Consider the following 18,881-nt stretch of genomic DNA (forward strand, 5'->3'; position numbering starts at 1 on the left):
GCATCGAGCGCCTATCGCTCCAGCAGCTTCAGCAGCCTTTCCAGGTGCCGGTCGCGGATGTTGTGCCGCTTCAGCTCCTCGTGCGTGCGGTGCGCGTAGTCGAGGGTCGTGCCGTAGATCCCGCGGGCTTCGTTGAATATCCTGCGATATTCCGCTTCGCTCAGCTCGCCCGTGTGGCTCGGGCTTCTGCGCGACAGCGTGAAGGCGAGCGCGCTCACCGTTCCGAGCGGCGTCTCGGCCGGCAGCCAGCGCGCGTCATAGACGGCGAGCTTCATCTCGCGCAGCCACAGCATGGCGAGCGTTTCGGCGCCCACCGCCTTGGGAATGCGATACACCATGCCGCGGCAGCAGCCGCCCGAGAGCATGCCGAAGACGAGTCCCGGCCGCTCGGGCGTGCCGCGGTTGATCCGGCTCCACATCTTGAGCGCGCGGTGCCAGCCATGAACTCGCGCGGGGCGGCGCTCGACGTAGTCGAAGTCCGGCCGCCAGATGAGCGAGCCGTACGCGAAGACCCAGAGGTCCTCGTGGCCGCCCCACTCGGCGAGCGCCTTCTCGAGCAGGGCTGCCGGGTCGCGCAGCGGCTTGGGCAATTCGCTCATGAACATGACTCTACCGTTTCCCGCGACGGCCGTGCGGATTCGTAATCGGTTCGTTTCCCGCGCGGCCGCGCGGCGGCGTACGATGAAAGGCGTGAACCTGAACCCCGTCGTCGAATCCGTCACCGAACGCATCCGCAAGCGCAGCGCCGAGTCCCGCGCCGCCTACCTGAAGCGCGTGGACCAGCTCGCGTCCCGCCCACGCGGCGAAGAGCGGCTCGGCTGCGCCAACGTGGCCCACGCTTTCGCGGGCTTGCCCGAGAACGATAAGCTGCGCATCGTCGCCGAACACGTCGCCAACATCGCGATCGTCAATTCGTACAACGACATGCTCTCCGCGCACGCGCCTTACGGCGCGTATCCCGCGATCGTCAAGGACGAGGCGCGCCGCCGCGGCGCGACGGCCCAGGTCGCGAGCGGCGTGCCCGCGATGTGCGACGGCGTGACGCAGGGCACCTCCGGCATGGAGATGAGCCTCTTCTCGCGCGACACCATCGCGCTCGCCACGGCCGTGGGGCTCACGCACGACGTGTTCGATGGCGCGCTCATGCTCGGCATCTGCGACAAGATCGTGCCGGGCCTGTTGATCGGCGCGCTCCATTTCGGCCATCTGCCCACTGTCTTCGTGCCGGGCGGCCCCATGCCGAGCGGGCTTTCCAACAGCGACAAAGCCAAGGTGCGCGAGCAGGCCGCCCAGGGCCTGGTGGGGCGCGATGCGCTGCTCGAAGCGGAATCGAAGGCCTATCACACCCAGGGCACGTGCACGTTCTACGGCACGGCCAACAGCAACCAGATGCTGATGGAGGCGATGGGGCTGCACGTGCCGGGCGCCGCGTTCGTGCAGCCCCAGCTGCCGCTGCGCGAAGCGCTCACCCGGGAAGCGGTGCGCACCGTGCTCGGCATCGTGAGGGGGCGCCGCTTCACGCCCATCGGCCGGCTCGTGGACGAACGCAGCATCGTGAATGCGATGGCCGCGCTCCTGGCCACCGGCGGCTCGACGAATCACCTGATCCATTGGGTCGCCGTCGCGCGCGCCGCCGGGATGTCGATCGACTGGAACGATTTCGACCAGCTCTCCCACGTCGTGCCGCTGCTCGCGCGCGTCTACCCGAACGGCCTGGCCGACGTGAATCACTTCCAGGCCGCGGGCGGGCCCGGCTACGTCATCCGCGAACTGCTCGATGCGGGATTGATGCACGAGGACGCGCTCACGGTGCGCGAGGGCGGCTTGCGCGAGTACACGCGCTCGGCCGCGGGCGAGGGTGAGGGCATCGCCTGGCACGACATCGGCGCATCGGGGGACCTGCAGGTCGTCCGCCCCGTCTCCGACCCCTTCTCACCCACCGGCGGACTGCGCCTTCTCACAGGCAACCTCGGACGCAGTGTGATCAAGGTCTCCGCCGTGCCGGACGACCGCCACGTGATCGAAGCGCCCGCGCGCCTTTTCGATAGCCAGGAAGCGCTGCTTGCTGCCTTCAAGGCGGGCGAGCTGGAGCGCGACGTCGTGTGCGTCGTGCGCTGGCAGGGCCCGAGGGCCAATGGCATGCCCGAGCTGCACAAGCTCACGCCGCCGCTGGCCGTACTGCAGGGCAAGGGCTTTCGCGTGGCGCTCGTCACCGACGGCCGCATGAGCGGCGCGTCGGGCAAGGTGCCGGCCGCGATTCACGTGTCGCCCGAAGCGGCCGCGCTCGGGCCGCTCGCGAAGCTGCGCGACGGCGACCGTGTGCGTCTCGATGCGGCAAACGGCAGGCTCGATGTGCTGCTGCCCGCCGAGGAATGGGCCGCGCGCACGGTCGACGCGATGCCTTCGCATCTTGTGGAGTCGAATGCGCACGGACTCGGCCGCGAGCTGTTCTCGGGCATGCGGCGCAACGCGCTCGCCGCGGAGGAGGGAGCCTGCACATGGCTTTGAAGCCGAGCGCGCTCGAAGTGATGCAGGACGCGCCGGTGATTCCGGTCATCGTGCTCGACGACGTCGCGCATGCGGTGCCGATCGCTCGCGCGCTCGTGGCGGGCGGCATCCGCATGCTGGAGGTGACGCTGCGCACGCCTGCGGCGCTCGCCTGCATCGAGGCGATCGCGAAGGATGTGCCCGAAGCGGTGGTCGGCGCCGGCACGATCCGCAGCGCGGCCGACGCGCAGGCGGCCGCGCTCGCGGGCGCGCGGTTCGGCGTGAGCCCGGGCTACACGCATGCGGTGGGCAAGGCGTGCGCCGAATCCGGACTCGCGCTGCTGCCCGGTGTCGCGACCGGCAGCGAGATCATGGCGGCGCAGGAAGACGGCTACACATCGCTCAAGTTCTTCCCGGCGATGCAGGCGGGCGGCGCACGGCTGCTGAAGGCGTGGCAGGGGCCCTTCGCCGACGTGAAGTTCTGTCCAACGGGCGGGATCGACATGTCGAATGCGCGGGAGTTTCTTTCGCTTTCGAATGTCGTGTGTGTGGGAGGGTCTTGGCTCACCCCCGCGGAGGCGATCGCATCGGGCGACTGGAAGCGCATCACGCAGCTCGCGGCCGAGGCACGCGCGCTGCGCTGAATCCGCCTCGCGGACGCGTTGCTCCTGAACAAGGGAGCCGGTCGAATTGCGCCGGATTCCTGCGGTTCACCATTCTTTGCACGCCGTTCATGAGGCGTGACTACACTCCCGCCGCATGAGAAGCCCACGCGCAACGATCGCCCCCGTGCTGGCGGTCGCCATCGCGCTTGCATCCACCGTCGCGCTGTCCGGGCCGCTGCGCGACCGCATCATGCAGCGCCAGGCCGAACGCACGGCCGGGGAGATGACGGGCACGCGCGTCCTGCGCGACGTCGCCTACGGCGCCGACCCGGCGCAGCGCTTCGATGTCTACCTGCCGCCGAAGCCCAGCGGTCCGGTGATCTTCATGGTGCACGGCGGCGCATGGAAGTTCGGCGACAAGGCAAGCGCGGACGTCGTCGTGAACAAGGCGAAGCACTGGCTCGCGCGCGGCTTCGTGTTCGTCTCCGTCAACAACCGCCTGCTGCCGAAGGCGAATCCGCTTCAGCAGGCCGAGGACGTCGCGGCCGCGCTCGCGGCCGCGCAGAAGCAGGCCGCGTCATGGGGCGCGGAGCCGTCGCGCTTCGTGATCCTGGGTCATTCGGCAGGAGGCCATCTCGTCGCGCTGCTGGGTGCGAATCCCTCGTTCGCCGCTCAACGCGGAGCGCGACCGTGGCGCGGCACGGTGAGCCTCGACAGCGGCGCGCTGGATGTGGAAGCCACGATGCAGGCCCGCCATGCGCGGCTTCACGACGAGGCGTTCGGCTCGGACCCGGCGTTCTGGCGGGCGGTGTCGCCGCTTGCCAATCTCGCAGCCGGGGCGCCACCGTTGCTGGCTGTCTGCTCCAGCAAGCGCGCCGCGCCTTGCCCCGAGGCGGAATCGTTCAAGCGCAGGGCCGAAGCGCTCGCCGACCGTGTCGACGTGATGCCGCGCGACCTCACGCACCACGACATCAACGCCCTGCTCGGGACGCCTGGGGACTACACCGAGTCGGTGGACCGCTGGATCAGCTCGATCTTGTAGCCGTCCGGATCGGTCACGAACGCGATCACGGTCGTGCCGCCTTTCACCGGCCCGGGCTCGCGCGTCACGTTGCCGCCCGATGAGCGAATGCGTTCGCACGCGGCGTGGACATCGGGCATGCCGATGGCGAGATGGCCGAAGGCGTTGCCCATCTCGTACTTGTCCACCCCGTGGTTGTAGGTGAGCTCGATCTCCGCATGCTCGGGGTTGCTCCCGTAGCCCACGAAGGCCAGCGAATAGTTCTGATCCGGCCGCTCGGTCGTGCGCAGCAGCCGCATGCCGAGCACCCGGGTGTAGAAGTCGATCGAACGCTCGAGGTCGCCGACGCGGATCATCGTGTGGAGGAGTCGCATGACCCCGATTATGGTGCGCCCGCGGCCCGTGCGCGGCGCTCATCCATGGACACCCGTGGCGAGAAGTCGGAATCCGCCTACGCGAGGCGCCGCGCAAACCCGCGATAGTTCCGCGATGGCGGGACTCGGCCAACAGTCCGGAGGTAGCGTGGCGCATGTGCGGCGCCGCTTGCCCATCGGCGCCGAATGCTTCGGCGACGAGGGCGTGCATTTCCGCGTGTGGGCGCCCGAGGCGCGCAGCGTCGAGGTGGTCGACGAAGCCGGGGGGCGCGCCGCCGTCGCGATGGAAGCGCAAGAGGGCGGCTACTTTCACGCGCTCGTGCGCGATGCGCAAGCCGGCATGCGCTACCGTTTTCGTCTCGACGGCGGCGACTCGTATCCCGACCCGGCATCGCGCTTCCAGCCCGAAGGGCCGCACGGGCCTTCGGAAGTGATCGATCCCGCGAGTTTCAGCTGGAGCGACGCGGCATGGCCCGGGCTTGCGCCGCAGCGCCAGGTCGTCTACGAGCTGCACGTGGGCACCTTCACGCCCGAGGGCAGCTATGCCGCGGCCGAGCAGCACTTGCCCTATCTGAAGGAGCTCGGCGCCACAGTCATCGAGCTCATGCCCGTGAACGAATTCGACGGGCCGTTCGGCTGGGGCTACGACGGAGTCGACCTCTTCGCGCCCACGCACCTCTACGGCCGCCCCGACGAGCTGCGCCGCTTCGTCGACCGCGCGCACGCGGTGGGGCTGGGCGTGATCCTCGACGTGGTCTACAACCACTTCGGGCCGAGCGGCAACTACCTCGCGCGATTCTCGAGCCACTACCTCACCGGCGGCAAGCGCAACGAGTGGGGCGACGCGATCAATTTCGACGGCCCTTCCAGCGCGCCCGTGCGCGAGTTCTTCACGGCGAACGCGGCGTACTGGATCGGCGAATTCCACTTCGACGGCCTCAGGCTCGATGCGACGCAGGCGCTGCAAGACAGGAGCCCGCGGCACATCGTCGCCGACATCGCGCAGGCCGCCCGCGCCGCGGCGCGCAGGAAGAAGATCTACCTCACCGCCGAGAACGAGCCGCAGCACGCGCACATCGCGAGGCCTCCCGCGCAGGGGGGCTGGGGCATCGATGCCCTCTGGAACGACGACTTCCACCACAGTGCCCTCGTGGCGGCCACCGGCTACAGCGAGGCGTATCTGAGCGAGACGCGCGGAACGCCGCAGGAGCTCATCTCGGCGTTGAAGTGGGGCTTTCTCTACCAGGGCCAGTACTACGCGTGGCAAAGCCAGCGGCGCGGCAGCGGCGCGCTCGATCTGCCTTCGCGCGCGTTCATCGATTTCCTGGAGAACCACGACCAGGTGGCCAACAGCGCGCGCGGCTCGCGCCTGCGCGAGCGCACGACGCCCGGGCGGCTGCGCGCGCTCACCGCGCTCCTGCTGCTCGGGCCGGGCACGCCGCTGCTCTTCCAGGGCCAGGAGTGGGGCGCGACGGCTCCCTTTCTCTTCTTCGCGAAGCACGGCGAGGAGCTCGATGCGCTCGTGCAAAAGGGCCGCGGGGAATTTCTCGCGCAGTTCACCGATGTCGCAAGCGAGGCGGGCGCGGCACTCGTGAGCGTGCCGAGCGACGCATCCACCTTCGAGCGATGCATCCTCGATCACAGCGAGCGCGAACGCGCCGGGCACGCCGAGCTGCTCGCCTTGCATCGCGACTTGCTGCGCCTGAGGCGCGAAGACCGCGTGTTCGCCGCGCAGGACGGCACGCGGCTGCACGGCGCGGTGCTCGGGCCCGAGGCGTTCGTGCTGCGCTATCTCGGCGACGCGGGAGACGACCGGCTCCTCGTCGTGAACCTGGGCGCGACGCTGCCGCTCGTGCCCGCACCCGAGCCGCTGCTCGCGCCGCCGAGCGCGGCGCGCTGGCGAATCCTCTTGAGCACCGAAGACCCGCGCTATGGCGGCTCGGGCATGGCCGAGCTCGACGTCGAGTCGTCGTGGCGCTTGCCCCCGCATGCGCTCGCGGTGCTCGCGCCGGCCGAATGGAAGGACAAGGATGCCTAGCTTTCCGCTCAGTACCATGCCGTGGCCGGGCCCCGGGGCGCAGGAGCCCGAACGCCTGCTCACGCGCGAATGGCTCGTCACGAACGGCCTGGGCGGATACGCCTCGGGATCGGTCGGCGGCGTGTGCACGCGGCGCTACCACGGCTTGCTGGTCGCGGCGCTGCCCACGCCGCTCGGGCGCATCGTGATGCTCAGCCACATCGCCGAATACCTGCATCTGGCCGACGGCCGCCTCGTGCGGCTCACGGGCGAGGAGCGCACCGACGCGCCGTACGACCTGCCGGAGGTGCTCAGCGAATTCCGCATGGAGATGGGCCTGCCCGTGTGGCGGTTCCAGGTCGGGGCCGCCGTTCTCGAAAAGCGCGTCGTGCTGCCGCATCGGCAGAACACGGCGCACGTGAGCTACCGGATGATCGAAGGCGACGGCGGCGCGCGCCTCACGCTTCGGCCGCGGATGAACTTCCGCCCGCACGAAGGCAACGTCTCGCAGCCGGTCGGCGAGTACCAGGTCGAGGCGATCGGCGCGCGCTACGAGGTGCGGCTACTCGGCGACTCGCAACTGCCGCCGCTGCGCTTTCTCATGCACGGCCACAACTCCGAGTTCGTGCTCGACGGCGGTCGCGTGAGCGAGTTCTTCTACCGAGTCGAGGCCGCGCGCGGCTACGACAACCGCGGGCCCGTGTGGAGCCCGGGCCGCTTCGACATGGAGCTCCGGCGCGGGGAGGAGTGCACGCTCGTCGCATCGACGGAGCCCTGGGACACGATCCTCGCGCTCACGCCGCGCGAAGCGGTCGGCGCGGAGATCGGACGGCGCGAGCGCCTGCTGCAGCAGGCGCACCCCGCCGCGCGCGAAGGCGTGGCCGCGGAACTCGTGCTCGCGGCCGATCAGTTCATCATCTACCCCTTCAGCCGGCAGGCGGATGCCGCGAGGGCGCGCGCCGAAGGCGACGATGCGCGCACCGTGATCGCCGGCTATCACTGGTTCACCGACTGGGGCCGCGACACCATGATCAGCCTGGAGGGCCTCACGCTCTGCACGGGCCGGCATGCGGAAGCCGGCTACATCCTGCGCACGTTTCGCCACTACGTGCGCGACGGCCTCATCCCCAACATGTTCCCCGAAGGACAGAACGAGGGCCTGTACCACACCGCCGATGCGACGCTCTGGTTCTTCCACGCGATGGACCGCTACGTCGCGGTGACGGGCGACCGGCTCACGCTGCGCCAGGCGCTGCCGACATTCGTCTCGATCGTGGAGCACCATCTGCGCGGCACGCGTTTCGGCATCGGCGTGGACCCGCGCGACGGCCTGCTGCGCCAGGGCGCGGAGGGCTACCAGCTCACGTGGATGGATGCGAAGGTGGACGGCTGGGTGGTGACGCCCCGGCGCGGCAAGGCGGTGGAGCTGAACGCGCTCTTCTACAACGCGCTTTGCCTCATGCAGCGCTGGCTCGCCGAGGAGGGCGACGCGCGCAGCGACGAGATGGCCGCGCACGCGCAGCGCCTGCGCCAGAGCTTCAACGCGCGCTTCTGGAACCCGCGCACGGGCGCGCTCTTCGATGTCGTGGACGGCGAGCACGGCGACGACGATGCCGTGCGGCCCAACATGGTGCTGGCGATCTCGCTGCCGCATGCGGTGCTCGACCCCGAGCATTGGGTAAGCGTCCTGGATGCCGCGTGGCACAAGCTCGTGACCCCCGTGGGGCTGCGGTCGCTCGCGCCCGGACACCCCGACTACAAGCCGCGCTACGACGGCGACCTGCGCGCGCGCGACGCGGCGTATCACCAGGGCACGGTCTGGGGCTGGCTCGCGGGGCCTTTCGCCGACGCGTGGCTGAAGGTGCATCCGCGCGACGTGCAGGGCGTGCGCCATCTGGTGGATGGTTTCGCCGCGCATCTGCGCGAGGCGTGCATCGGCTCGATCAGCGAGATCTTCGATGCCGAGGAGCCCTACACGCCCCGCGGCTGCGTGGCGCAGGCGTGGAGCGTGGCGGAGGCGCTTCGCATTCTCGTAAAGACCGCTCGCTAGCCGAGCTCACTTCGGTTCGAAGACGAGGCACGTCGTCGTGCCGTGCGCGTAAAGCGTTCCATCGGGCCCCGTGAGACGCGCCTCGGCCGTGGCGAGCTGGCGGCCGCAATGCACGACCTTGCCCTGCGCGCGCACGCGCTCCAGCCCGAGGGGGATCGCCTTCACGAGGTTCACGCTCAGTTCCGCCGTCGTGTAGGCGCGCCCGGCGGGCATCATCGTGTGCACGGCGCAGCCGAGCGCCGAATCGAGCAGCGTCGCATACCAGCCGCCGTGGATGCCGCCCATCGGATTCAGGTGCTGCGGACCGGGCCGGCCCTGGAACACCGCCAGGCCCTCGCCCACTTCCATCAGCTGGAAGTCGAGCGTGCGCGCGATGGGCGGATAGGGCAGCTCGCCTCGCAGCATCATGCGCATCGTCTCGATGCCGCTCCTGCCGGCCACCTGCTCGGGCCGCGACACGCCGCAACCCGCCCCCGCATCGATGCGGGTCTGCACTTCACGCTCCTGAGCGAGCCAGCGCCGCAGCTCGTTGTCCGAATCCATCGTGCCTTCTCCTGTCGCGTCGCGACGCCATCCGACCGGCATCGCCATCCGAATTACTTGTATCTGCAATGATTGCAGCTACAATAGTCGCTATGGATACCGCTGTCAAGCCGCAGGGGTGCACCAACCTCAAGCTGCGCCAGCTCATGCGCCGTGTCGCCCAGCTCTACGACGCCGAGGTCGGCTGCACGGGCCTGAAGGGCACGCAGTACTCGCTGCTGTCGTACGTGGCGAAGCTCGGGCCCGTGCGCTGCGTCGATCTCGCCCGCGAAATGAAGATTCAGCCTTCGACTCTCACGCGCAATCTGCGTCCGCTGATCGACGGCGGCTTGATCGAGATGGGGCCGGGGCCCGATGCGCGCAGCCGCCTCGTGGCCGTGACGCAGAGCGGGCGGCACAAGCGCCAGGAGGCGCAGCGCCGCTGGCGCGCCGCGCAGGAACGGGTGAACGCGACACTCGGCGCGCGCCGCGTGGTGGAGCTGCACGCGCTGCTCGACAAGTGCATGGAATTGCTCGGCGACCTTCCCGAATCGGCTCGCGGCGAGTAATCCGCGCACCGCGTCGCGTGCGCACGCCTGGGCTTGCGCGGCGCGCCGCGGCGCGAGCGCACCCCAAGCTCAGCGTTGCTCTCGGCCTACGCGCGGCCGAGTCAACTTCCCGCGCGGGCCGCTGAGTCTGTCCGATCCGGGTCGACGCGTTCGTACTACCATGAAAAGCACATGACAGGCGCAGAGTATTATCATGTTCAAGTCCAGCATGAGCGCCTGAATGGAAGAGAAACCCGCCCGCCTCACCGTACTCATCGACGCCGAGAAGAAGAAGGCTTTCGAACGTCTTTGCGCATCGCAGGACATCACCGCGTCGCAGATGGTGCGCCAGCTCATCAAGGAGTACCTGGTGAAGCATGGAATCGAATACACGCCCGCACTCGAGAAGAAGACGGGCTCCTAGACGGCCGCCCGCGGCGGCCCGGCCCCGGGGGGAGCCGAAACCGTTACACTCTGATTAACATCAGAAGCAGTCCGCCCATGGAGCTCAAGACCGCCCGGCTCACCGTACTGATCGATCCCGCGAAGAAGCAAGCCTTCGAGGACTTGTGCCGCACCCAGGACATGACGCCCTCGCAGGTCGTGCGGCGTCTGATACGCGAATTCATGGAGCAGCAAAAGCCACCGGTGGCCCGCAAGGCCGCGCCGGCGCGAAAGAAGTCGCGCTGAAGATCGCTTTCAGCTGCTTCAGCAGCTTTAGCAGATGCAGCCGCGTGCCGCCGCTGCAAGCGCCGCGAGCCCCCGCCACGTCGCTTCCGACCCGATCGTTCGCGGCCGCGCGCCCATTGCCGCGAGCGCGAGCCGATAGCGCCGCGCGAGCTCGGGCGCGCCGACCACCAGCACGCTTTCCCCTTCGACGTCGCGCGTGCGCAGCTCCTCTCCGATCACGAGGCCGGACAGATAGCTCGGCGCAAGCGGCTGCGCAATGCGGTCGAAGAGCCGCAGCGTACGAACGCTGAAGGCCGAGCCGAGCAGCGACCCCGCGTGCACCGCGTGCGCGACGCCGCGCAGGAAGGCGGGCTCGTCGAAGACCTCGTGCGTCGCGGGAAGCGAGCGCGCGAGGATCGAATGGCGCGCGAGCAACGCATACACCTCGCCCGTCATGAACGTGGTGAACGAGCGGATGCGCCCGTCTTCGACGCGCACCCACTTGCTGTGCGTGCCCGGCAGCACGAGCACGGCGTCGTCGAGCTGTGCGATGCGAAGCGCGCCCAGCACCTGTGTTTCCTCGCCGCGCATCACGTCGGGCACGCCGTCTTCGTCGCGGCTCACGCCGGGGACGATGGCGATGCGGCCGGGCTCGATCCACTCAAGATGCGCCGCGATCTCTTCGAATCCCGCGGGGCAGGCGCAGTAGGGCGCTTCCTTCCAGCCTTCGCGGCTACCGACCATGCCGCACACGAGCGCGAGCGCAACCCGCTGCATCCAGTCGCCGAACGAGCGATCGAACGCGTCCCGAAACTCGCCGGCCGCCAGCGTGAGGACGCCGCGAGGAAACGTGCGCTCCTGCAGCACTTCGCCGGAGTCGCCGAGCAGGGCCCCGCGCAGTGTCGAAGTGCCCCAGTCGACGGCGACGAGGCTCGCCACGGCGGGCCTCAGTGGTTGTCCCTCGGCACGAACGCGCCGCGCTTGCCGACGAGGAAATCGAGGTCGCAGCCTTGGTCGGCCTGCAGCACGTGGTCCACGTACAGTTTCCAGTAGCCCGAATCCAGCGCGGGCGCGGGCGGCTGCCATTCGGCGCGGCGGCGCGCGAGTTCCTCGTCGCTCACGTGCAGATGGAGCCTGCGGCCCGGCACGTCGAGCTCGATCGCATCGCCGTTTCGCACGAGCGCGAGCGGCCCGCCCGCGGCTGCTTCGGGCGCCGTGTGAAGCACCACGGTGCCGTAGGCCGTGCCGCTCATGCGCGCGTCGCTGATGCGGACCATGTCGGTGACGCCGCGCCTGAGCACCTTCGGCGGCAGCGGCATGTTGCCGACTTCGGCCATGCCGGGGTAGCCCTTGGGGCCGCAGTTCTTCAGCACGAGCACGCAGGTTTCATCGACGTCCAGACTCTCGTCGTCGATGCGCGAATGGAAATCCTCGATGTTCTCGAACACGACCGCGCGCCCCGTGTGGACCATGAGCGAGGGCGTGGCCGCGCTCGGCTTGATCACGGCGCCGCGCGGGGCGAGGTTGCCGCGCAGTACCGCGATGCCCGCCTTGTCCTTGAACGGTTGCGCGAGCGGCTTGATCACGCGCGCATCGAAGTTCCGCGCGGTCTCGATGTTTTCGCCGAGCGTCCGGCCGTTGGCCGTGACCGCGTCCAGATGCAGGAAGCCCGCGATTTCCTTCAGCACCGCGGGCAGCCCGCCCGCGTAGCAGAAGTCCTCCATCAGGTGCTCGCCCGACGGCTGCAGGTTCACGAGGCAGGGCAGGTCGCTGCCCAGCCTGTCGAAATCGTCGACGTCGAGCGCCACGCCGATGCGCCGCGCGATCGCGATGAGGTGGATCACGGCGTTGGTCGAGCCGCCGATCGCCGCGAGCGTGCGGATCGCGTTCTCGAACGCGTGGCGCGTGAGTATCTTCGACAGCACCATGTCCTCGTGCACCATCTCCACGATGCGCCGCCCCGCATCGCGCGCGATCACGTTGCGGCGGCCGTCCACCGCGGGATACGCCGCGTTGCCCGGCAGGCCGAGGCCGAGCGCTTCGACCATCGACGCCATCGTGGAGGCCGTGCCCATCGTCATGCAGTGGCCGTGGCTGCGGTGCATGCAGCTTTCCGCTTCGAAGAAGTCCGCGAGCTTCAGCGTGCCCGCGCGCACCTGCTCGCTCATGCTCCAGACGCCCGTGCCCGAGCCGAGCTCCTGCCCGCGCCACTTGCCGTTGAGCATCGGGCCGCCCGACACGCCGATCGTGGGCAGGTCGACGCTTGCCGCGCCCATCACGAGCGAAGGCGTGGTCTTGTCGCAGCCCATCAGCAGCACGACGCCGTCCACCGGGTTGCCGCGGATCGATTCCTCCACGTCCATGCTCGCGAGGTTGCGGTACAGCATCGCGGTCGGGCGCAACAGCACTTCGCCGAGCGACATCACCGGGAACTCGAGCGGAAAGCCGCCGGCTTCGTACACGCCGATCTTCACCTGCTCGGCCAGCGTGCGGAAGTGCGAGTTGCAGGGCGTGAGCTCGCTGAAGGTGTTACAGATGCCGATCACGGGCCGGCCGTCGAACTGGTCGTGCGGGATGCCCTTGCCCTTCAGCCAGCTGCGATAGGCGAAGCCGTCGCGGTCGCGGCGTCCGAACCACTGCTGCGAGCGCAGCTCGCTGGGTTTTTTCTTCTGCATGGCGGCAAGCCCGGGAAAGTACAAACATATTATCGTCATATGTTTAGTGGGCGATCCTCGGGCTAACCCGCTGGTTTTTCCGGGCGGGTGTTCACCGCAGAGGCGCAGAGGACGCAGAGGAACGCAGAGAATTTCAAAATGACTTTCCTCTGCGGCCCTCTGCGTCCTCTGCGCCTCTGCGGTGAACAAACCCCCCCCACCGCAAGAGAGAAAGAGAGCGGGAAAACCCTGCGGAGACGTGTCGTCGTACGTCATACGATAGGACTTTTGCGCCACAACGAGGAGACACTGCCAATGAAACTGCAACGATGGATCGCGCTGGCCGCCGCCGGGCTCGGCCTGGCTTCGGCGGCCTTCACCGCGCACGCCCAGCAGACGCTCACCGTCTTCTGGGTCAAGGGCTTCTACAAGGCCGAGGACGACGCGCTTTTTGCCGCCATCAAGAAGTTCGAGGCGAAGCACAAGGGCGTGAAGGTCGAACTCTCGCAGTATCCGGTGCAAGACACGATCCCGAAGACCGTGGCCGCGCTCGATTCCGGCAATCCGCCCGACGTCGCCTACTCGGATGTCTACGACTTCCAGGTCACGGCGAAGTGGGCGTTCGACGGCAAGCTGGAGGACATCTCCAGCGTCATCGATCCGCTGCGCGCCAAGTTCGAACCGGCCGCGCTCTCCACGACCTTCCTCTACAACGACCAGAAGAAGGCGCGGGCCTACTACGCCTTCCCGATCAAGCAGCAGACGATGCACATCCAGTACTGGAAGGACATGCTGGCCGAATCGGGCTTCAAGGAAAGCGACATCCCGAAGGACTGGAAGGGCTACTGGAGCTTCTGGTGCGAGAAGGTGCAGCCCGCCTACCGGCAAAAGACCGGCCAGCGCGGCTTCGCCACCGGATTTCCGATGGGCGTGGATTCGAGCGATTCGTTCTATTCGTTCCTCACGTTCATGGACGCGTACAACGTGAAGCTCGTGAACGATTCCGGCAAGCTGCTGGTGGACGATCCGTCGGTGCGCGAGGGCCTCATCAACGCCCTGAACGACTACACGTCGGTCTACACGAAGGGCTGCACGCCGCCCTCGTCGACGACGTGGAAGGACCCGGACAACAACAACGCCTTCCACAACCGCACGATCATCCTCACGCACAACGCCACGATCTCCATCGCGGCGAAGTGGCTGGACGACATGAACAACGCCGCGCTTTCGGCCGACCAGCGCGCACAGGCGAAGAAGAATTACGAGCAGAACATCGCGACGGCCGGATTTCCGAGCAAGCCCGACGGCAGCAAGATGGTCTACCGCGCCGCGGTGAAGACGGGCGTGATCTTCAAGGACGCGAAGCACAAGGACCTCGCGAAGCAGTTCGTGGCCTTCATGGTGGACGAGGCCAATCTCACGCCTTACGTCGAAGGCTCGCTCGGCCGCTGGTTCCCGGTGACGAAGGCCGCGCAGCAAAGCGCCTTCTGGAAGTCCGACCCGCACCGCCTCGCGGTGTACAACCAGTTCATGGCCGGAACGACCCCGTTCGAATTCACCAAGAACTACAAGTTCACCGTGCTCAACAACGAGAACGTGTGGGCCAAGGCGATGAACCGGGTGCTCTCCGAGAAGTGGCCGGTGGACAAGGCCGTGGACGAGATGATCGCCCGCATCAAGCAGGTAGCCGGCTGAGCGCGGCGCCGGAGGCGACCGGGTGAGCGCGACGCTGCCGATCGAAGGAGGCGGGGCGGTCGCGCCCCGGCGGCGCACGACCGCCTGGCAGTTCTGGGGTCGGGCGCTGATCGCGCCCTACCTCCTCGTCTTCCTCGTCTTCGTGCTGTACCCGGTGGGCTACGGCCTCTGGCTCGCGCGGCACCCGCAGACGTACGTCCATCTCGCCGACGACCCGATCTTCCTGCGCACCGCGATCAACACGCTCGTGTTTCTGATGGTCGCGATCAACCTGAAGATGATCGTCGCGCTCTTTCTTTCCGGCTTTTTCGTGCACGAGCGCTGGTGGATTCGCATTCTCTCGGTGCTTTTCATCCTGCCCTGGGCCGTGCCGTCGATCCCGACGATCCTCTCGGTGCGCTTCATGCTGAACCCCGAGTGGGGCGTCATCAACAGCACGATCTTTCGCCTCACCGGCAACGACGGACCCAACTGGCTCAACGACCCGACGCTCGCGCTCGCGTTCTCGATGCTGATGCACGTGTGGAAGTCGCTGCCGTTCTGGACGCTGATCCTCGTCGCGGGGCGGCTTGCCATTCCCGCGGAGCAGTACGAGGCCGCCTCCGTCGACGGCGCCACGCGCTGGCAGAAGTTCCGCTTCATCACCTGGCCTTCGATGCGCGGCCTCTACCTCACCTCCACGATCCTCTCGATGATCTGGACGCTCGGCGACTTCAACAGCGTCTACCTGCTCACGGGCGGCGGCCCCGCCGACCTCACGCACGTGCTCGCCACGCTCGGCATCCGCTACCTGCGGCTCGACCAGGTGGACCTCGCGATGGCGTCGATCGTGGTGGGGCTTCCCTTCGTGCTGCCCCTTGTCTTCTTCATGATGAAGAGATTGTCGAAATGACCCTGCGCAAGGTGATGGACGAAGCGCGGCTCGTGCTCATCGGCATCCCGGTATTCCTCTGGACGGTGATTCCCGTCTATCACCTCTTCCTGCTCGCGATCTCGCCGCGCGAGGCGGTGACGGCGGGCAAGCTGTGGCCGGATCACCCGACCCTCAACAACTTCGGCATGGTGTTTCGCGAGGAGCACTTCTACCTGAATCACTTCTGGCTGCAGCTGTGGAATTCGGTGCTGATCGCGGGCACGGTGGGCGTGCTCACGCTCGTCATCGCGACCTGCGCGGCGTTTTCCATCAGCCGGCTGAAAGTGCGCGGCGGCCGCACGGTGATGAACATGGCGCTCTTCACCTACTTCATCCCCGCGGCCTTCCTCGCGGTGCCGATGTACAAGGCGATGAGCATCTACGGCCTTCTGAACAGCCAGTGGGCGCTCATCCTCGCGATGGTGACGATCGCCTCGCCCTACTGCATCTGGGTGCTGAAGCAGGCGAGCGACAAGCTGCCGTGGGAGCTCGACGAGGCCGCGCGCATCGACGGCGCGACGCCGCTGCAGCTTTTCCGCCTCGTGTATCTGCCGCTCATGACGCCTTCGCTCGTGGCGGTGGGCACGTATGCGCTGCTGCTCGCGTGGAACGAGTACCTGTACGCGTACCTGCTGCTGTCGCGCGACGAAAGCATGACCCTCGCGGTGGCGCTCGGCCACTTCCTGTCGTCCGACGACTCGCCGTGGGAACTGCTCATGGCCACGGGCTTCATCTACGCGCTGCCGCCCGCGGCGATCTACTACGCATTCAAGCGCTACATGGTGTCGGGCCTCACGGCCGGCGCCGTCAAGTCCTGATTCCCTCATGGCCGCAGTCTCCTTTCGCGACATTCACAAGGCCTTCGAGAAGACGAAGGTGATCCACGGCATCGATTTCGACATCGCGGACGGCGAGTTCGTCGTGCTGGTCGGGCCCTCGGGCTGCGGCAAGAGCACGCTCCTGCGCATGCTCGCGGGCCTGGAGGAAGTGTCTTCGGGCCAGATCGTGATCGGCGGCAACATCGTGAACGACGTGGACTCGAAGGACCGCGACATCGCGATGGTGTTCCAGAGCTACGCCCTTTATCCGCACATGAGCGTGCGCGAGAACATGGGCTTTTCGCTCAAGCTGCGCAAGGCCCCCGCCGATCTGATCCGGGCGCGCGTGGACGACGCGGCGCGCATCCTGAATCTCGCGCACCTGCTCGATCGCCTGCCGCGGGAACTCTCCGGCGGCCAGCGCCAGCGCGTCGCGATGGGCCGCGCGATCGTGCGCGATCCGAAGGTGTTTCTCTTCGACGAGCCGCTGTCCAATCTCGACGCCAAGCTGCGCGTGGCGATGCGCGCCGAAATCAAGGCGCTGCATCATCGCCTGAAGACGACCACCGTGTACGTGACGCACGACCAGATCGAGGCGATGACCATGGCCGATCGCATCGTGGTGATGCACGATGGCCACGTGGAGCAGATCGGCACGCCGCTGCAGCTCTTCGATCGTCCGGGCAACCTGTTCGTCGCGCAGTTCATCGGCTCTCCCGCGATGAACGTCTTTACCGGCACGGTGCGCGATGGGCACGTGGAAGCGCTCGGCGCGAGCTGGCCGAAGCCCGCGGGGTGCGACGCCGCTTCGGGCACCGAGGTGAAGTACGGCATCCGCCCGACCGATCTGCGCGTGGTGGGCGAGGGCATTGCCGCGCGCGTCGTGGTGGTGGAGCCGACGGGCGCGGAGACCGAATTGCTCGTGGAAGTCGGCGGCCAAAGCATGATCGTCGTGATGCACAGCCGCACCGACGCACGCCCCGACGACATCGTTCACCTCGCCGTCGATGCGGCGCGACCCCACGTCTTCGACGCGGCAAGCGGCGTGCGCCTGTAGGAAGGCCGCGGCGTGCCGATCAAGAACGTCCACGGCAACACGCTCGACGCCCTCGGCGAGGCCATCGTGTCCGGCCGCTGGCCGCCGCAGGCGTCGATGCCGTCCGAGGCGACGCTGTGCGAAGAGTTCGGCGTGAGCCGCACGGTGGTGCGCGAGGCGGTGAAGTCGCTGGTCGCGAAGGGACTCGTGTCCACCGGGCCCAAGGTGGGCACGCGCGTGCTTCCCGCCGACCAGTGGAACTGGTTCGACCCGGATGTCGTGGCGTGGCAGTCGAAGGCCGGTCTCACGCGCGAGTACCTGCGCGACCTGCAGGAACTGCGCCGCGTCGTGGAGCCCGCGGCCGTGCGCATGGCGGCAACGCGCGCGAGCACGGGCGACATCGCCGCGATCGAGGAGGCTTTCGCCGGCATGAAGAGCGCGGTGGAAAAGGGCGGCGACTACGTCACGCACGACCTGCGCTTCCACCAGGGGTTGCTGAAGGCCGCGCACAACCGGATGCTCGCGCAGATGGGCAAGGCGCTCGCGGCGCTCCTGCGCACGAGCTTCGAAATCTCCACCGCGCGCAAGGACGGCCCGCGCAAGTCGCTGCCGCTGCATCGCGCCGTGCTCGACGCCATCAAGGCGCACGAACCCGCGCGGGCGGAAAAGGCGATCCTCGTGCTGATCGACGGTGCGAGCGAGGACATCGACCAGGTGCTCGCGAGCCGGCGCCGGCTGCCTCAGCTCGACCGACCCGCGTCTCGCCTGCGTTCGGCCGCCTGAGCTCCGGCGATCCGTGCGGCGCTGGTCCGCGGCCGCTACGGCTGCATCTCGCCCGACATCAGCACGCGCCGCCCTTCGGCGCGCGGCACCTCGCGCAAGAGCGAAGCCGCGACGTCCTTCGCGAAGATGGATCGATAGTTGCGCGGGATGAGTGGCTTCAGCGCCGTGCTCACTTTCAGCGCGAGCTTCTCGCCCGGGCGCTGGGGCTGCCCGAGCGATTCCCGGTCGCCCGCGAGCATCGAGGGCCGCGCGATCACGAGGCCCGCGAATCCCAGGGCGGCGAGCGCCTCCTCGAGCTCGCCCTTCACGCGGCTGTAGAACACGCCCGATCGGGCATTGGCGCCCATCGCGCTCACGAGCCCGCAGCGCTGCGCGCCCGCGGCCTTCGCGGCGCGGGCGACGGCGAGGTTCGCCTCGAAATCGACCGCGCGAAACGCGGCCTGGCTGCCCGCGGACTTGATGGTGGTGCCGAGCGCGAGATAGACCTCGCCGGCCGCCGGCAAGGCCGGCAGCGAAGCGAAGTCGACGAGGTGGACGGAAAGCTTCGGGTGCCGCGTATCGAGCGGCCGCCGCGCGAGGGCGTGGACCGCTTCGACCGAATCGTCAGCGATGAGCCCGGCGAGGAGCTCGCGCCCCACGAGGCCCGATGCGCCTGCGAGGAGTGCGATACGCGCCGCCATGGGCGAGCA

At 68.2% G+C, this 18,881-nt stretch carries 19 protein-coding genes; 13 read left to right on the forward strand and 6 right to left on the reverse strand.

Annotated elements, in window-relative coordinates:
- Nucleotides 1–11: 11 nt before the first annotated feature.
- On the reverse strand, nt 12–599 hold the full coding sequence (locus VHA82_RS22775; protein ID WP_325547466.1) for a gamma-glutamylcyclotransferase: 588 nt from the start codon (nt 597–599) through the stop codon (nt 12–14).
- Nucleotides 600–681: 82 nt separating this feature from the next.
- On the opposite strand from VHA82_RS22775, the gene edd reads away from it, so the two are divergent.
- The 3 genes from edd (at nt 682) to VHA82_RS22790 (ending at nt 4,134) form a co-directional block, all read left to right on the forward strand.
- Nucleotides 682–2,508 carry a phosphogluconate dehydratase gene (gene edd / locus VHA82_RS22780; protein WP_414708688.1) on the forward strand — a complete coding sequence of 609 codons (1,827 nt, stop codon included), beginning with the start codon at nt 682–684 and terminating at the stop codon, nt 2,506–2,508.
- Nucleotides 2,499–3,131 carry a bifunctional 4-hydroxy-2-oxoglutarate aldolase/2-dehydro-3-deoxy-phosphogluconate aldolase gene (gene eda / locus VHA82_RS22785; protein ID WP_325547468.1) on the forward strand — a complete coding sequence of 211 codons (633 nt, stop codon included), beginning with the start codon at nt 2,499–2,501 and terminating at the stop codon, nt 3,129–3,131. The genes edd and eda overlap by 10 nt, the downstream gene beginning before the upstream one ends.
- Before the next feature lie 115 nt (nt 3,132–3,246).
- Nucleotides 3,247–4,134 carry an alpha/beta hydrolase gene (locus tag VHA82_RS22790; RefSeq protein ID WP_325547469.1) on the forward strand — a complete coding sequence of 296 codons (888 nt, stop codon included), beginning with the start codon at nt 3,247–3,249 and terminating at the stop codon, nt 4,132–4,134.
- Here VHA82_RS22790 and gloA read toward each other — a convergent pair.
- A complete protein-coding gene (gene gloA, locus VHA82_RS22795; RefSeq protein ID WP_325547470.1) occupies nt 4,092–4,487 on the reverse strand; it encodes a lactoylglutathione lyase in 396 nt (131 codons plus the stop codon). The genes VHA82_RS22790 and gloA overlap by 43 nt on opposite strands.
- 148 nt (nt 4,488–4,635) lie before the next feature.
- On the opposite strand from gloA, the gene treZ reads away from it, so the two are divergent.
- Both treZ and VHA82_RS22805 read left to right on the forward strand, forming a co-directional pair.
- A complete protein-coding gene (gene treZ / locus VHA82_RS22800; protein ID WP_325547471.1) occupies nt 4,636–6,525 on the forward strand; it encodes a malto-oligosyltrehalose trehalohydrolase in 1,890 nt (629 codons plus the stop codon).
- Nucleotides 6,518–8,554: an amylo-alpha-1,6-glucosidase gene (locus tag VHA82_RS22805; protein WP_325547472.1), complete on the forward strand. Its 2,037-nt coding sequence runs from the start codon at nt 6,518–6,520 to the stop codon at nt 8,552–8,554. The genes treZ and VHA82_RS22805 overlap by 8 nt, the downstream gene beginning before the upstream one ends.
- A 6-nt stretch (nt 8,555–8,560) precedes the next feature.
- On the opposite strand, the gene VHA82_RS22810 is transcribed toward VHA82_RS22805, so the two are convergent.
- Nucleotides 8,561–9,097, reverse strand: a complete 537-nt coding sequence (locus VHA82_RS22810; RefSeq protein WP_325547473.1) for a PaaI family thioesterase — start codon at nt 9,095–9,097, stop codon at nt 8,561–8,563.
- A gap of 92 nt (nt 9,098–9,189) precedes the next feature.
- Here VHA82_RS22810 and VHA82_RS22815 point away from each other — a divergent pair, with 92 nt between their 5' ends.
- The 3 genes from VHA82_RS22815 to VHA82_RS22825 all read left to right on the forward strand — a co-directional run bounded on the left by VHA82_RS22815 (nt 9,190) and on the right by VHA82_RS22825 (nt 10,314).
- Nucleotides 9,190–9,645, forward strand: coding sequence for a MarR family winged helix-turn-helix transcriptional regulator (locus VHA82_RS22815; protein ID WP_325547474.1), 456 nt, complete (start codon nt 9,190–9,192; stop codon nt 9,643–9,645).
- 220 nt (nt 9,646–9,865) lie between these two features.
- Nucleotides 9,866–10,048 (forward strand): ribbon-helix-helix protein, CopG family, encoded by a 183-nt coding sequence (locus VHA82_RS22820; protein ID WP_325547475.1) that lies wholly within the window; start codon nt 9,866–9,868, stop codon nt 10,046–10,048.
- Nucleotides 10,049–10,125: 77 nt separating this feature from the next.
- The gene (locus VHA82_RS22825) at nt 10,126–10,314 is read left to right on the forward strand and encodes a CopG family transcriptional regulator (protein ID WP_325547476.1); all 189 of its coding nucleotides are present in this window, start codon (nt 10,126–10,128) and stop codon (nt 10,312–10,314) included.
- A gap of 27 nt (nt 10,315–10,341) precedes the next feature.
- Here the strand turns inward: VHA82_RS22825 and VHA82_RS22830 are convergent, their stop codons facing one another.
- Together VHA82_RS22830 and VHA82_RS22835 are read right to left on the reverse strand one after the other, a co-directional pair.
- Nucleotides 10,342–11,232: a 2-dehydro-3-deoxygalactonokinase gene (locus tag VHA82_RS22830; protein WP_325547477.1), complete on the reverse strand. Its 891-nt coding sequence runs from the start codon at nt 11,230–11,232 to the stop codon at nt 10,342–10,344.
- Nucleotides 11,233–11,240: 8 nt separating this feature from the next.
- Nucleotides 11,241–12,968: an IlvD/Edd family dehydratase gene (locus VHA82_RS22835; RefSeq protein ID WP_325547478.1), complete on the reverse strand. Its 1,728-nt coding sequence runs from the start codon at nt 12,966–12,968 to the stop codon at nt 11,241–11,243.
- A 294-nt stretch (nt 12,969–13,262) separates the two neighbouring features.
- Here VHA82_RS22835 and VHA82_RS22840 point away from each other — a divergent pair, with 294 nt between their 5' ends.
- Genes VHA82_RS22840 through VHA82_RS22860 form a run of 5 tightly spaced genes read left to right on the forward strand, consistent with a single transcriptional unit; the run spans nt 13,263 to nt 18,192 of the window.
- Nucleotides 13,263–14,642 carry an ABC transporter substrate-binding protein gene (locus VHA82_RS22840; protein WP_325547479.1) on the forward strand — a complete coding sequence of 460 codons (1,380 nt, stop codon included), beginning with the start codon at nt 13,263–13,265 and terminating at the stop codon, nt 14,640–14,642.
- Between the two features lie 34 nt (nt 14,643–14,676).
- Nucleotides 14,677–15,534, forward strand: a complete 858-nt coding sequence (locus tag VHA82_RS22845) for a sugar ABC transporter permease (RefSeq protein ID WP_325547639.1) — start codon at nt 14,677–14,679, stop codon at nt 15,532–15,534.
- A complete protein-coding gene (locus tag VHA82_RS22850; RefSeq protein WP_325547641.1) occupies nt 15,522–16,373 on the forward strand; it encodes a carbohydrate ABC transporter permease in 852 nt (283 codons plus the stop codon). The genes VHA82_RS22845 and VHA82_RS22850 overlap by 13 nt, the downstream gene beginning before the upstream one ends.
- 7 nt (nt 16,374–16,380) lie before the next feature.
- A complete protein-coding gene (locus VHA82_RS22855; protein WP_325547480.1) occupies nt 16,381–17,430 on the forward strand; it encodes a sn-glycerol-3-phosphate ABC transporter ATP-binding protein UgpC in 1,050 nt (349 codons plus the stop codon).
- A 12-nt stretch (nt 17,431–17,442) separates the two neighbouring features.
- Nucleotides 17,443–18,192, forward strand: coding sequence for a FadR/GntR family transcriptional regulator (locus VHA82_RS22860; protein ID WP_325547481.1), 750 nt, complete (start codon nt 17,443–17,445; stop codon nt 18,190–18,192).
- 35 nt (nt 18,193–18,227) lie between these two features.
- Here the strand turns inward: VHA82_RS22860 and VHA82_RS22865 are convergent, their stop codons facing one another.
- Nucleotides 18,228–18,872 (reverse strand): NAD(P)H-binding protein, encoded by a 645-nt coding sequence (locus tag VHA82_RS22865; protein WP_325547482.1) that lies wholly within the window; start codon nt 18,870–18,872, stop codon nt 18,228–18,230.
- Between the last annotated feature and the right edge of the window lie 9 nt (nt 18,873–18,881).

It is taken from the genome of Ramlibacter sp. (genome assembly GCF_035548915.1).
In the GTDB taxonomy this organism is placed as follows: domain Bacteria; phylum Pseudomonadota; class Gammaproteobacteria; order Burkholderiales; family Burkholderiaceae_C; genus Ramlibacter.

What these genes read in the sequence shown, in the direction of transcription:
- VHA82_RS22775 (WP_325547466.1), bottom strand. Translation starts at nt 599, where the DNA reads ATGAGCGAATTGCCCAAGCCGCTGCGCGACCCGGCAGCCCTGCTCGAG.
- edd (WP_414708688.1), top strand. Translation starts at nt 682, where the DNA reads ATGAAAGGCGTGAACCTGAACCCCGTCGTCGAATCCGTCACCGAACGC.
- eda (WP_325547468.1), top strand. Translation starts at nt 2,499, where the DNA reads ATGGCTTTGAAGCCGAGCGCGCTCGAAGTGATGCAGGACGCGCCGGTG.
- VHA82_RS22790 (WP_325547469.1), top strand. Translation starts at nt 3,247, where the DNA reads ATGAGAAGCCCACGCGCAACGATCGCCCCCGTGCTGGCGGTCGCCATC.
- gloA (WP_325547470.1), bottom strand. Translation starts at nt 4,487, where the DNA reads ATGCGACTCCTCCACACGATGATCCGCGTCGGCGACCTCGAGCGTTCG.
- VHA82_RS22805 (WP_325547472.1), top strand. Translation starts at nt 6,518, where the DNA reads ATGCCTAGCTTTCCGCTCAGTACCATGCCGTGGCCGGGCCCCGGGGCG.
- VHA82_RS22810 (WP_325547473.1), bottom strand. Translation starts at nt 9,097, where the DNA reads ATGGATTCGGACAACGAGCTGCGGCGCTGGCTCGCTCAGGAGCGTGAA.
- VHA82_RS22815 (WP_325547474.1), top strand. Translation starts at nt 9,190, where the DNA reads ATGGATACCGCTGTCAAGCCGCAGGGGTGCACCAACCTCAAGCTGCGC.
- VHA82_RS22820 (WP_325547475.1), top strand. Translation starts at nt 9,866, where the DNA reads ATGGAAGAGAAACCCGCCCGCCTCACCGTACTCATCGACGCCGAGAAG.
- VHA82_RS22825 (WP_325547476.1), top strand. Translation starts at nt 10,126, where the DNA reads ATGGAGCTCAAGACCGCCCGGCTCACCGTACTGATCGATCCCGCGAAG.
- VHA82_RS22835 (WP_325547478.1), bottom strand. Translation starts at nt 12,968, where the DNA reads ATGCAGAAGAAAAAACCCAGCGAGCTGCGCTCGCAGCAGTGGTTCGGA.
- VHA82_RS22840 (WP_325547479.1), top strand. Translation starts at nt 13,263, where the DNA reads ATGAAACTGCAACGATGGATCGCGCTGGCCGCCGCCGGGCTCGGCCTG.
- VHA82_RS22855 (WP_325547480.1), top strand. Translation starts at nt 16,381, where the DNA reads ATGGCCGCAGTCTCCTTTCGCGACATTCACAAGGCCTTCGAGAAGACG.
- VHA82_RS22865 (WP_325547482.1), bottom strand. Translation starts at nt 18,872, where the DNA reads ATGGCGGCGCGTATCGCACTCCTCGCAGGCGCATCGGGCCTCGTGGGG.